Genomic DNA, 12,173 nt, shown 5'->3' with positions numbered 1-12,173 from the left:
GGAGCGGGTCCATGACCATCGCCCTGGCCGGTGGTCTCGTCGTGGACGGGACCGGTGCGGAGCCGGTGGCCGCGACCGTGCTGGTGGACAGCGGGCGGATCATCGGTGTGCTGCCACCCGGCGACGTGCCCTCCGGTGCCGAGGTAATCGATGCCACGGGCAACATTGTGGCACCCGGGTTCATCGACTTGCACTCCCATGCGGATTTCAGTCTTCGATCGACTCCGGACGCGCCGACCCAGCTCTCTCAGGGCGTCACCACGCTGGTCGCCGGGAACTGTGGCTGGTCGCCTTTTCCGATCACCGACCTGGACTCGATGCGAGCGGGTACGGCGTTCCTGGACCCGCGGCACGACTGGTCGTGGCGGGATCTCGGCGGCTTCGCCGCACCGTTGGAACCCGCGGCTGTCCGTCGGCATCAACCACGTCCTGGTCGCCGGTGAGCCGGTCTTGACTGACGGAGTGCCGACAGGACGCAGGCCCGGACGCGTTCTCACGCCTTCTTGAAGCGCTTGGGCTCACTCGGCAACGGGGGAGGAGCGGCGGCAGTGTCCTCGGTCGTCTCGAGCCACCCGTCGTGCTCATGCACCAACTCGTCCGCGGCGGCCGGGTCCACATCGCGCAGGACGACGACCCACGGGTGGTCCTCGTCGTCGTCCTCGCCGTGGAACCGCCCGCGCCGTACGTCACCGTCGAACCGGGCGGCGACTGCCTCGGCGTCGTCCTGCTCCCAGAAGTAGGCGATGAGCTCCATGGGGAACACCGTACGATCTCCGGTATGAGCACCTTTCCCTGGTTGAAGGGGCATGGCACGGAGAACGACTTCGTGATCCTGCCTGACCCCGATGGAACGATCCACGGGGACCTGGACGCCGGCCTGGTGCGGTTCCTCTGCGACCGGCACGCCGGGCTCGGGGCGGACGGCGTCCTCCGGGTGATCCAGGGCGACCAGCAGTCGTACGTCGACGACGGCGGCGACTGGTTCATGGACTACCGCAATGCGGACGGCTCGATCGCGGAGATGTGCGGGAACGGCATCCGGGTGTTCGTCCGGTACCTGGCCGAGGCCGGGCTGACCGGTGACAAGCCGGTCCGGATCGGCACCCGCGCGGGGGTCAAGGACGTCGTACTGAACGACGACGGCACGCTGACCGCGGACCTGGGTGAGCCAGTGCTCCCCGCGGCGGCCGGCATCGTGGTCGAGGCGAACAGGCACCAGTGGCCGGCCGTGCACGTGGACATGGGCAACCCGCACGCGGTGGCTTTCGTCGACGACCTGCGGGAGCCCGGAGACCTTTGTGAGCAGCCCACCTGGTCGCCCCAGGAAGCGTTTCCCGAGGGCGTGAACCTCGAGTTCGTCGTACGGCGGGGTCCGCACGACGTCGAGATGCGGGTGCACGAGCGCGGCGCGGGGGAGACGCGGTCCTGCGGGACCGGGACGTGTGCCGTCACCGTGGCGGCTGCTCGGGCGGCCCGGGACGAGCTTCCGGTCACGTACCGGGTCGGCGTACCGGGTGGTCAGGTCAGCGTGACGTGGCGCGCGGACAACCATCTGGAGCTGACCGGACCGGCCGTCATTCACGCTCGCGGCGAGTTCGACCGGGCCTGGCTACCTGCCTGAACGGGAATTCAGGTAACGCGTGGGGCGTTGACGGAGTTAATCGGGTCGCTTGTACTGGTGGCCCGTGCCACGATGGAAGGTATATGACGACCCATTCGAACTTTTACGACGAGACCACCGACGTCGAACTTGACCTCATCGAGGGCGATGACTCCGGCGATTCGTTGACGGGTCACGACTCGTACGACTCCGAGCTCGGGACCGAAGGCCTCGAGCTCGAGGAACGCCAGGCACTGCGCCGCATCGTCGGCATGTCGACCGAGCTGACCGACATCAGCGAGGTCGAGTACCGCAAGCTGCTGCTCGAGCGGGTGCTGCTGGTCGGCGTCTGGACCGAGGGCAGCGCCGAGGACGCGGAGAACTCGCTGGCCGAGCTGAAGCTGCTCGCCGAGACCGCCGGTTCCGAGGTTCTGGACGGCGTGATCCAGCGGCGGAAAAAGCCGGACCCGGCGACCTTCATCGGTTCCGGCAAGGTGGCCGACCTGCGCAACCTGGTCGCGTCGCTCGGCGCCGACACGGTGATCGCCGACGGCGAGCTGGCCCCCGCGCAGCTGCGCAACCTGGAGGACAAGCTCAAGGTCAAGGTGGTCGACCGGACCGCGCTGATCCTGGACATCTTCGCGCAGCACGCGAAGAGCAAGGAAGGCAAGGCCCAGGTCGAGCTGGCCCAGCTGCAGTACATGAAGCAGCGCCTGCGTGGTTGGGGTGGCAACCTGTCCCGCCAGGCCGGTGGACGCGTCGGTGCGGCCGGTGGCGGTATCGGTGGCCGTGGTCCCGGTGAAACCAAGATCGAGACCGACCGGCGCCGGATCAACACCAAGATCTCGAAGCTGCGGCGTGAGCTGAAGGACATGAAGGGCACGCGGTCGACGATGCGCCAGGAGCGCCGCCGGCACTCGATCCCCTCGGTCGCGATCGCGGGCTACACGAACGCGGGCAAGTCCTCGCTGCTGAACAAGATCACCGGAGCCGGTGTCCTGGTCGAGAACGCGCTGTTCGCGACGCTGGATCCGACGACCCGGCGTACGACGACCTCCGACGGGCGCGTGTACACGTTCACCGACACGGTCGGGTTCGTCCGGCACCTGCCGCACGACATCGTCGAGGCGTTCCGCTCGACGCTGGAAGAGGTCGCGGATGCGGATCTGCTGCTGCACGTGGTCGACGGTTCGCACCCCGACCCGCTGGCCCAGATCCAGGCGGTCCGTGAGGTGCTCGGCGAGATCGGTGCCGCGGACGTCCAGGAGATCATCGTCATCAACAAGGGCGACATCGCCGACCCGATGGCGCTGGCCCCGATCCTGCACCGCGAGCCGCGGGCGCTGGTGGTCTCGGCCCACACCGGCGAGGGTATCGACAAGCTGCGCTCCCTGGTCGAGGCGTCCCTGCCGCAGCCGGACATCGAGGTCGACCTGCTGCTCCCGTACGAACGCGGCGACCTGGTCTCCCGGATCCACTCCGAAGGGGCCGTAGACCAACTCGAACACACCGCCGACGGCACCCGCCTCACCGCGCGAGTCCACCCGGCCCTGGCCGGCGACCTCACGCCGTACCAGGTCGCAACGGCTTAATAACACAGAGCGTGAGCGCGCCCCCAACCTCTTGGCGGCGCGCTCACGCTGTGTCATCCTCCGCTCAGGGGTGGGGGGATGACAATCAACATCAACATCGGTGTCGCCTGGTCGACGCATTTCCAGCGGCAAGGTCTCAACAAGCTGTGGTACCGGCGGCTGCGCTACGCCTATCGGGCGCCGTCGCTCTTTCTCGAGGGCATGCTCGCGGCCGGGGCGAACGTCAAGTTCGTCACCTTCGACGAGAACCTGGTCGACCAGGATCTCGACCAAGGCGGTGACGCACAGCAGGTCGACATCCTGTACGTCGCCACGCACGGGATGAGCGGCGCGTCCGGTTACGAGCTCGCTCTGCACGCGGACGACTGGCCGGTGCTGTCGGGCGGATTCGGCGACCAGGGCCCGGCGATCGTGATCTTCGACTGCTGTGACCTGGCCGACCCGACCGTCACCGGTTGGGATCAGGCGTGGCGAACCGGCAAGATCGGCCCGCAACTCCGGCTCGTCCTCGGCTTCGCCTCGCCCGCCTCGGTCTCCCGGCAGGCGTCGATCCGCGGTACGGCGTTCGCGCAGGAGCTGGACACCAAGCCGGTGACCGATGCCTGGTTCACGTCGATCCAGGCCGGCAGCTACGTCGGTACCGACAAGCCGATCGCGATCGCCTTCGGTGACGACGATGTGGCCGCCCAGCAGATCCTCGACTTCACGTCGGCGGGCTCACTTCCGGGACCGCGGACCAGCCAGGTCCCTGGCATGGCGTGGAGGGTGTGAGATGTTCTGGGACGACTTGATGCCGACCGAGACGGCCGACTGGGCTGCCGCTCAGATGCGCAGTCCGCAACCGCCGCCGAACCTCGTGTTCGCTCCACCACCGGAGCAGGCGGAGGCGGCCGAGCGCATCAGGTTTGCCTTCGACCGGCACGTCGAGATCTCGCCGCGCACCGGCACCGTCCGCATCGCCGGACCCGTCGACGGCCTTCCGCTGGACGAGATTCTGGACTTCTTCGTCAACACCGCGAGTTTCCATCGAGACCTCGACCATGACGTCGAGCTGAGGACCGACGAGCAGCCACCGAAGTTCGTTCGCCGGCAGGTGCTGACGAGAATCGAAGGCACTGCGTCCCTGGGACCAGGCGGCCGGATGACCTGGTTCGACCTGCCATCCGGGGACTTCGTCGACATCAGCCTCCGGCAGCGGGCCGAGCGCGTCCGCGCGGTGGGGTGGCGCAGTCCGCGGGAGGTCGAGGCGGCCGTCGCCGCCATGGTCGGGGACGCCCGCGGCTTCCGGTTGCGTGCGGCCTTCGGCTACAGCGAGCCGTCCGGCTACGAGGTCGCCGGCCTGTGCCGGCCGTCGTTCGTCTTCGTCCTGGACGGTCCGCCGATGGAAGGGGCTCCGCATTGGCGCGTCAGCATCGCCGTACCGGCATCCCGGGACGATGACGGCGACGGTGGGGCCGCCGGACGCGGGCAGGACTCGGATTGGTGCGTGTGACTCGAGTGGGGGGAGTTGGTTGAGATGGGCGATGTGGGCGCGTTCCTCGGGATTGCCCTGGGCGTGCTGATCGCGGTGGTCTTTCCGGTGCTGAAGGGGTTCGTCCAGAAGCAGTTCGGGGCGACCGCCGCGCCGGGCCTGCCGCCCTGGGCGAAGAAGTACGCCGCGTTGTTCGCGTTCTGCCTGGCGAGCGCACTGATCGTGCTCGCCGTCTTCAAAGCGGCGAAGCCCGACGCCGAGATCAGTTTCTGGGTCGCTCTGGTGATGGGCTTCGGCTACGAGTCCATCGTGGAGAAGGTCTTCGCCAAACCGTTGACCGCCTAGACGCACCGATGGCCCGGGAGTCGAACTCCCGGGCCATCGGTCCTACTTGTTGCTCAAGGCATCACTTGCGCTTGGAGACCTGGACCGTGACCGAGGTGCCGTTCTTGGAGAGAACCTTGATGTTCACTCCGTTGTTCGGGACCTTGACGCCGGCCTGGGGCTGCTCCGGGTACCAGTACTGCTTGCTGTCGTTGAAGGTGGTCACGCCGTTCTGGCCACGGACGTAGCTGGCCTGACCGTTGATGTGCAGCGTGAACGAGTCAGCCTTGTCCGCACCGAACGGAGCGTCGTACCCGCCGACCCGCGGCCGCCAGATCTGACCGTCGAGGCGGTTGATCGGGACCGGGTGGCTGTCGATCGGCAGCACCAGACCCTGACCGGGGTGCTCGTTGGTGTTGTTGTCCTCCTGCGAGGTGTCCCAGTACCAGATCAGCAGGCCGTCCTGGTACGGGAAGTGCTCGACCTTGTCCGGCAGCGTGCTCGCCCAACCGAAGTTGTACGGGCCGGTCTGCAGGTACTGGTCGTGGTCGACGTAGTTGATGTTCGACGCCAGGTAGTAGTTGTCGTGGAGGGTGGTGAAGCTGGCGCCGGCCGCGCTGAAGCCGTTCAGCGTCCAGCCGTCGGGCGAGGTCTCGGCACCGGACGTGACCACTGTGGTCGCACCCGAGGTCACCGTGATCTCGTCGGCGAAGAAGCCCTTGCCGCCGGCCGCGGGGTCGGTGGTGTAGCGGAACTGCAGGCCGATCGTCTTGCCGGCGTACGCCGACAGGTCGAAGGTGGCCGGCTGCCAGCCGCTGCTGGTGCCGTCGATGCCGTTGCCCTCGGCGGCGTTGGTGATGGTGCCGGCGATCGGCTTGTAGCCGGTGCCGTCGTTCACCTCCACGTAGGCGTAGTCACAGGCCTCTGGGCCACAATCCTCGATGTCCCAGTTGGCCTGGAAGGTGAGGCTCGCGGCCTGGCCGGCCGGCAGCGTGACCTGACGGTTCATCGTGTGGGTGAAGTTGTTGCCTTCACCACTCCACCATGACTTGGTGCCGGCCGCCGGTGGCACCAAGTCGTGCACCAGCGGCTTCTTCGGCAGTGTCACCACCAGCCCCTGGGCCTTGTTCGAGTTGTACTCGTGCGGGCCGAGCTCGACGGTCCGGTTCTGCCCGGCCGCGACGATCTCGTAGTCCAGCCAGCCGAGCTGCAGCTTGTCCCAGATGCCGAAGTCGGCCGCCTGCTCGCCGAGGCCGCCGTCGGTGGCCTTGCTGACCCGGCTCTGCGCCATGATCGTCCACCAGTTGACGCCGTTCTCGACCGGTGCGCCGGAGGTGTCGTAATGGTCCGGCAGACCGAGGTCGTGGCCGTACTCGTGCGCGAAGACACTGATGCCGCCGTTCTCCGGCTGGATCGTGTAGTCGCCGACGTACAGGCCGGTGTCGCCGATCTGGGCGCCACCGCGGTTCGGCTGGTTCACCGGACCGCCGGGGAAGTTGGCGTACCAACGGTGCGACCAGATCGCGTCCTCACCCTGCTGCGGGTCGCCGTCGGCCTGGTCGCCGCCGGCGTGCACGATCTGGAAGTGGTCGATGTAGCCGTCCGGCTCGTTGAAGTTGCCGTCACCGTCGTAGTCGTAGCGGTCCCACTGGTCGAACGTCTTCAGGTCCGCGGTGATCTGCGCGGTGGTCCGGCCGGCCGTCTTCTGATCGGCGACCCACTGGTTCACCGCGTCCTGGATCAGGAACCAGGTGTTGTTGCAGACGTTGCCGGCGCACGGGAACCCGTTGGACCGGCCGTAGCGGGCCTCGTTGTACTTGACCTTGACCCAGTCGGTGACCTCGCCGTCGACGCTGTACCGGCCCGACGACTGCTTCTCGTAGTACTTCTTCACCGAGTTGCCGTTGCCGAAGTACAGGTCCTGGAAGTGCTGCTGGTCGTAGTTCGGCTGCCAGACGGTCGAGTTGTCCACCGAGCGGTCCGGCGCCGGGATCGCGTTGTTCAGCGGGCCCTCGAAGGTGGCCGGGCCGGGAATGCCGGCGTTCTGGTCCTTGTCCGGGTAGCTCGGGTGCCGTTCGTTGCCGAACTCGGCCAGCACGACGAAGATCTTGTCGGTCTTCTCCCGGCTCAGCTCGACGTACTGGTCGACCCGGCCCGCGGCGTTCTTCACGCCCGTGGCGCCGACCTGCTTGCTGCCGAGGTTGACCACGGTGCTGGCACCGCGCTTCTCGGTCTTGGCCGTTCCGTTCAGGACCTTCGTCAGGGCTTCCTGACGCAGCTCACGGCGCTTGTCCTCCTGCGGGCTGGACAGTTCGTCCGGTGCGGGCGCGGCCTCACTGGCGATCGGCGCCGAACCCTGTTTGGGCGGTGTGGCGGCATCGCTCGCCGAGGCCCACCCGAGCCCGGCCGTTGCCGCCAATGCCAGGCTGAACAGCCCGGCGGGTAGCTTGCGCACGATTCCCCTCCATGCTTGGTCGATGCACGCCGGGCGTGGTGACGCGGCGTGTTCGTTGCTCCCCCGAGCGTGTTTTGCGCGAGAGTACGGGGAAAATCCGCAGAGCTGAAGTAGAAGCGGAAAATTCCGGCAAAGGTGCGGGGAAACCTGCGTCATGGGTGGAACTACTCAACCGCCTGGGTACGACGCCTCAACCACAGCAGCCCCCGCGGTTGGCAGACTGTCTGGTGTGGAGCGCGAGACCGTCGACCTGCTGCAGCCACTGTGGCGTGCGCTGGTCGTGTTCCGCGTGATCACCTGGGCGTTCGCCGTCTTCGGGGTCTGGACCCGCTGGGACGGGATCGTCAACCCGACCGGGGCGGTCCTCCAGTTGGCGGTGATGGGCGTCTGGACGGTGATCTCGTCGATCGGCTACAGCCGGCGCTGGGGCCGCCGGAACACCAGGCTCGCGTTCGCCGACCTGATCGTCACCGTCGGCTGCATGTACGCCACCTTGTGGGCCCAGCCACTGACAGACATCCGTGCCGGAGCCCCCGTGCTGACCTCGGTCTGGGTGGCCGGGCCGGTACTCGCGCTGGCCATCTCCCGCGGCCGGGACGGCGGCCTGCTCGGCGCCGCGACGATCAGCCTCGCGCTGCTCTCGCTGCGCGGTGTCGACAATGCGTCGGCGGTCCTCAGCAACGTCCAGCTCCTGCTGGTCGCGGGCCTGGTCGTCGGGTACGCCGCCTCGACCCTGCGGCAGGCGGGAAACCGGCTGCGGGAGGCGATCGCGGCCGAGAGTGCCACCGCCGAACGGCTCCGGCTCAGCCGGTCCATCCACGACGGCGTGCTGCAGGTGCTGGCTCAGGTGCAGCGCCGGGGTACGGCGATCGGCGGCGAAGCACTCGAGCTCGCCGAGCTCGCCGCCGAGCAGGAGGTTGCCCTGCGCACCCTGATGTCGTCCCGGCCGACCGTTGCCGAGGGCGACCGGGTCGACCTGTGCGGATTGTTGTTGCCGCTGGCCACGACCCGCGTAGACGTCGTCGTACCGGCCGGTCAGGTGTTGTTGCCAGCCGCAACGGCGACCGAACTGGTTGCCGCGGTCAAGGAAGCGCTGACCAACGTTGTCAAGCACGCCGGGCCTGACGCCCGGTCCTGGGTGGTGGTCGAGGACCTCGGCGACGCGGTGGTGGTGTCGATCCGCGACGATGGGATCGGTACAACGCCGGCCCGGCTCGAGCAGGCCCGCGTCGACGGGCACCTGGGTGTGAGCCAGTCGATCCGCGGCCGCATCATCGACCTAGGCGGCACGGTCACAGTCCGGACTGGACCTGACGAGGGAACCGAGTGGGAGCTGAAAGTGGAGACCGCATGACTGTGCTTTTGGCCGGGCCTTCGGCACCGGCGTGGTCATGGGGCCTTGGCTCCCGGCCTTCCCTCGTCGGTCCGGTCGCTGCGCTCCTCAGTGCAGGCCGGGAGGCCCCATGACCCGCGTAATGATCGTCGACGACCATCCGATGTGGCGCGAGGGTGTGGCGCGCGATCTGGGCAGCCGTGGGTACGACGTGTGTGCGACGGCCTCGGATGTCGCCGGGGCGGTGAAGATCGCGCTGGCGACCCGGCCAGACGTGGTGGTGATGGACCTGCAGCTCGGCGACGGCTCCGGTGTCGACGCCACCCGGCAGATCACCACGGCGCTGCCGGACACGCGAGTACTGGTGTTGTCGGCCAGCGCCGAGCAGGGCGACGTACTGGCGGCGGTGAAGAACGGTGCGTCGGGGTATCTGGTGAAGTCGGCGTCGCTGGACGAGTTCGACGACGCAGTACGGCGTACTGCCGAAGGCGATGCGATCTTCAGCGCCGGACTGGCTGGGCTGTTACTGGGGGAGTACCGGCGACTCGGGGCTTCTGGACCGGAGGTGCCGCAGCTGACCGACCGCGAGACAGACGTCCTCCGCCTGGTCGCCCGCGGCCTAACCGCCCGCCAGATCGCCACACGGCTCGTCCTGTCCCACCGCACCGTGGAGAACCACGTCCAGAACACATTGCGCAAGCTCCAACTCCACAACCGAGCCGAACTAGTCCGCTACGCAATAGAACACGGCATAGACACGCCGGAGTAGCGGACAACTGCACTTAGGGGGACGGGGACCGCCTCAAGCGTCTGCGCCGCACGACCGTCACCGAGTCGTGGTGGGTGGTTGGTGTGGACTTGTTCGAGTCGTGGATTCGGGTGGGTGGTTGCGGCGTGTCGATCGCCCGATCCCACGACTCAGCGGGTGGCGGTTGAACGCGGGGTGGGGGAATCGGGTGCGACGCGGTCGCTTGTGCGGTTGTTCTTCGTGTGGCTTGAATGGGCTTCGTACACTGTGCGCTCACGCTCGCGTGAATGCTCTCTGTCACGACACCCGTACGGCGGGTGCCCATCTCCGGAGGCTGTAGTGAACCGGTCGTCCCTCATCCGTGCGCTGCTCGCGTTCCTCGTGCTGGCGGCGTCGACGTACGTCGTGCTGACGGCCCGGCCGCAGCTCGGCCTCGACCTGCGCGGCGGGACGCAGATCGTCCTGGAGGCGAAGGACTCGCCGACGGTCAAGGCGACCAAGGAGACCACCGACAAGGCCACCCAGGTGCTGCACCGGAGGATCGACGCCCTCGGCGTCAGCGAGCCGAATGTGACGCGCCAGGGTGACAACCGGATCATCGTCGAGCTGCCCGGTGTGCAGGACCCGCGCGAGGCGGCCAAGGTGATCGGCAAGACCGCGCAGCTCACCTTCCACGAGGTGCTCGAGCAGGTCGCCGCCAAACCGGCCAAACCCGCCGCCGGCGACCTGTACCTGCCCAGCGAGAACGGGCAAGGCTTCCTGAAGCTGGCCAAGCCGGCGATGACCGGCGAGCTGGTCAGCGGCGCCGAGGGGCGGCTCGACCCGCAGCAGGTCGCCCAGGGCTGGTTCGTCGAGATGAACTTCAAGGGCGACGGCGGCAAGATCTGGGCCGGCATCACCGGCAAGGCCGCCTGCAACCCGGTCAACACCGCGCCGCGGCTGATCGCGATCGTGCTCGACAACGAGATCATCAGCGCCCCGCAGGTCGATCCGAACGGCGGGAACCAGCTCTGCAACGTCGGGATCGGCGGCGGCACCACGACGATCTCGGGCAGCTTCACCGAGATGGAGGCCAAGGACCTGGCCGCGCTGATCTCCGGTGGGGCGCTGCCGGTGCCGGTCGAGGTCATCGATCAGCGCACGGTCGGCCCGTCGCTGGGTCAGGACGCGATCCAGGCCAGCGCGCTGGCCGCGATCATCGGGCTCGCGCTCACCGCGTTGTTCATCGTGATCGTGTACCGCCTGGTCGGCCTGATGGCGGTCCTCGGCCTGATCGGGTACGCCGGAATGTCGTACGCGGCCCTGACCGCGCTCGGAGCCACGCTCACCTTGCCCGGCCTGGCCGGCTTCGTGCTGGCGATCGGTATGGCGGTCGATGCGAACGTCCTTGTCTTCGAGCGCGCCCGCGAGGACTACACCTCCGGCCGGACCGACGGCCTGCGCCGATCGCTGCGCAGCGGCTTCCAGAACGCGCTATCCGCGATCGCCGACTCGAACATCACCACCTTGCTCGCCGCCGGCCTGCTGTTCTTCCTCGCCGCCGGCCCGGTCCGCGGCTTCGGTGTGACGCTGTCGATCGGTGTGATCGCCTCCGTGCTGTCCGCGCTGGTCGTGACCCGCGTGCTGGCCGAGTTCGCAGTGTCGCGCGGCTTCGTACTGCGTCACCCGGCGCTGAGCGGGATCGCGGGCCACGGGCGGGTCCGGACCTGGCTGGAGGCGAAGCGTCCGTCGCTGATGAAGCACAGCCGCCGGTGGCTGGTGATCACCGCGGTGGCGATCGTCGTGGCCCTCGCGGGGGTCTTCGTGCGCGGGCTGAATCTCGGCATCGAGTTCACCGGTGGGCGGTTGCTCGAGGTGAGCACGGCGCAGCGGATCACGCCGGACCAGGCGCGGTCCGCGGTGGCTGAGGCCGGCTATCCGAACGCGGTGGTGCAGGCGTCGGGCACGGACGACATCACCGTGCGGACCGGGACGATTAGTGACGACGAGGCCGAGAAGATCCGTGAGTCCATCTCCCGGATCGGCGGCGGCACTGAATTGGTCCGCAACGAGAGCATCGGTCCGTCGCTCGGTGACGAGCTGCGAAACAAGGGTCTGATAGCGCTCGGCATCGCGCTGCTCGCACAGTTGCTCTATCTGGCGGCCCGATTCCGATGGACCTTCGGTGCCGGCGCCGTACTGGCGTTGGTGCAGAACGTCGCCGTCGTGGTCGGTGTGTTCGCGTGGACCGGTAAGTCGATCGACGGGATCTTCCTGGCCGCGATCCTCACGATCATCGGCTACACCGTGAACGACTCCGTTGTCGTCTTCGACCGCATCCGCGAAACCCGCAACGCCCGCTCCACCGACAACCTCGGCACCGTCATCGACACGGCGATCGTCAACGTTCTCCCACGCACGATCAACACCGGGATCTCGACGCTGTTCATCCTGTCGGCGTTGCTCTTCCTCGGCGGCGACTCGCTGGCCGACTTCGCCCTCGCGCTCCTGCTGGGCATCCTCGTCGGCACGTACTCCTCCAACCTCACCGCAGCCCCGCTGCTGCTGGAGCTGGAACGCCGCTACCCGGCGCCGCCACCGCGGCCGAAGCGTCCGCAGGTCGACCGCGACGCCCAGCCGGACCGCGGGGCCGTGGTCTAGCCGCCTGGGT

General features: G+C 68.0%; 11 protein-coding genes. 9 read left to right on the top strand and 2 right to left on the bottom strand.

Going from position 1 to position 12,173, the window contains the following annotated elements; all coding sequences use genetic code 11:
* Positions 1 to 11 precede the first annotated feature (11 nt).
* Positions 12 to 443: an amidohydrolase family protein gene (locus ACZ3HV_RS15655; protein WP_465684821.1), complete on the top strand. Its 432-nt coding sequence runs from the start codon at positions 12 to 14 to the stop codon at positions 441 to 443.
* A 50-nt stretch (positions 444 to 493) separates the two neighbouring features.
* On the opposite strand, the gene ACZ3HV_RS15650 is transcribed toward ACZ3HV_RS15655, so the two are convergent.
* Positions 494 to 754 (bottom strand): hypothetical protein, encoded by a 261-nt coding sequence (locus tag ACZ3HV_RS15650; protein ID WP_360365229.1) that lies wholly within the window; start codon positions 752 to 754, stop codon positions 494 to 496.
* A 24-nt stretch (positions 755 to 778) separates the two neighbouring features.
* Here ACZ3HV_RS15650 and dapF point away from each other — a divergent pair, with 24 nt between their 5' ends.
* The 5 genes from dapF to ACZ3HV_RS15625 all read left to right on the top strand — a co-directional run bounded on the left by dapF (position 779) and on the right by ACZ3HV_RS15625 (position 5,008).
* Positions 779 to 1,621: a diaminopimelate epimerase gene (dapF, locus tag ACZ3HV_RS15645; RefSeq protein ID WP_465684819.1), complete on the top strand. Its 843-nt coding sequence runs from the start codon at positions 779 to 781 to the stop codon at positions 1,619 to 1,621.
* A gap of 83 nt (positions 1,622 to 1,704) precedes the next feature.
* Positions 1,705 to 3,192 carry a GTPase HflX gene (gene hflX, locus ACZ3HV_RS15640; RefSeq protein WP_465684817.1) on the top strand — a complete coding sequence of 496 codons (1,488 nt, stop codon included), beginning with the start codon at positions 1,705 to 1,707 and terminating at the stop codon, positions 3,190 to 3,192.
* A gap of 78 nt (positions 3,193 to 3,270) precedes the next feature.
* The gene (locus ACZ3HV_RS15635) at positions 3,271 to 3,963 is read left to right on the top strand and encodes a DUF6345 domain-containing protein (protein WP_465684815.1); all 693 of its coding nucleotides are present in this window, start codon (positions 3,271 to 3,273) and stop codon (positions 3,961 to 3,963) included.
* Position 3,964: 1 nt separating this feature from the next.
* Positions 3,965 to 4,684, top strand: a complete 720-nt coding sequence (locus tag ACZ3HV_RS15630) for a hypothetical protein (protein ID WP_465684813.1) — start codon at positions 3,965 to 3,967, stop codon at positions 4,682 to 4,684.
* A 24-nt stretch (positions 4,685 to 4,708) separates the two neighbouring features.
* Complete coding sequence (locus ACZ3HV_RS15625; RefSeq protein ID WP_465684811.1) at positions 4,709 to 5,008, top strand: hypothetical protein; 300 nt, start codon at positions 4,709 to 4,711, stop codon at positions 5,006 to 5,008.
* 61 nt (positions 5,009 to 5,069) lie between these two features.
* On the opposite strand, the gene ACZ3HV_RS15620 is transcribed toward ACZ3HV_RS15625, so the two are convergent.
* Positions 5,070 to 7,442: an immune inhibitor A domain-containing protein gene (locus ACZ3HV_RS15620; protein ID WP_465684810.1), complete on the bottom strand. Its 2,373-nt coding sequence runs from the start codon at positions 7,440 to 7,442 to the stop codon at positions 5,070 to 5,072.
* Positions 7,443 to 7,671: 229 nt separating this feature from the next.
* Here ACZ3HV_RS15620 and macS point away from each other — a divergent pair, with 229 nt between their 5' ends.
* The 3 genes from macS to secD all read left to right on the top strand — a co-directional run bounded on the left by macS (position 7,672) and on the right by secD (position 12,163).
* Positions 7,672 to 8,796, top strand: a complete 1,125-nt coding sequence (gene macS / locus ACZ3HV_RS15615) for a MacS family sensor histidine kinase (protein ID WP_465684808.1) — start codon at positions 7,672 to 7,674, stop codon at positions 8,794 to 8,796.
* A 109-nt stretch (positions 8,797 to 8,905) separates the two neighbouring features.
* Positions 8,906 to 9,544, top strand: coding sequence for a response regulator (locus ACZ3HV_RS15610; RefSeq protein ID WP_465684806.1), 639 nt, complete (start codon positions 8,906 to 8,908; stop codon positions 9,542 to 9,544).
* Positions 9,545 to 9,862: 318 nt separating this feature from the next.
* Positions 9,863 to 12,163 (top strand): protein translocase subunit SecD, encoded by a 2,301-nt coding sequence (gene secD, locus ACZ3HV_RS15605; protein ID WP_465684804.1) that lies wholly within the window; start codon positions 9,863 to 9,865, stop codon positions 12,161 to 12,163.
* Positions 12,164 to 12,173: the final 10 nt, after the last annotated feature.

The organism is Kribbella sp. NPDC020701 (assembly GCF_055562215.1).
This window is presented reverse-complemented; position numbering and strand designations above follow the sequence as displayed.

Excerpts from the sequence above, each read along its gene's own strand:
- ACZ3HV_RS15655 (WP_465684821.1), top strand. The coding sequence starts at position 12 with ATGACCATCGCCCTGGCCGGTGGTCTCGTCGTGGACGGGACCGGTGCG.
- ACZ3HV_RS15650 (WP_360365229.1), bottom strand. The coding sequence starts at position 754 with ATGGAGCTCATCGCCTACTTCTGGGAGCAGGACGACGCCGAGGCAGTC.
- dapF (WP_465684819.1), top strand. The coding sequence starts at position 779 with ATGAGCACCTTTCCCTGGTTGAAGGGGCATGGCACGGAGAACGACTTC.
- hflX (WP_465684817.1), top strand. The coding sequence starts at position 1,705 with ATGACGACCCATTCGAACTTTTACGACGAGACCACCGACGTCGAACTT.
- ACZ3HV_RS15635 (WP_465684815.1), top strand. The coding sequence starts at position 3,271 with ATGACAATCAACATCAACATCGGTGTCGCCTGGTCGACGCATTTCCAG.
- ACZ3HV_RS15630 (WP_465684813.1), top strand. The coding sequence starts at position 3,965 with ATGTTCTGGGACGACTTGATGCCGACCGAGACGGCCGACTGGGCTGCC.
- ACZ3HV_RS15625 (WP_465684811.1), top strand. The coding sequence starts at position 4,709 with ATGGGCGATGTGGGCGCGTTCCTCGGGATTGCCCTGGGCGTGCTGATC.
- ACZ3HV_RS15610 (WP_465684806.1), top strand. The coding sequence starts at position 8,906 with ATGACCCGCGTAATGATCGTCGACGACCATCCGATGTGGCGCGAGGGT.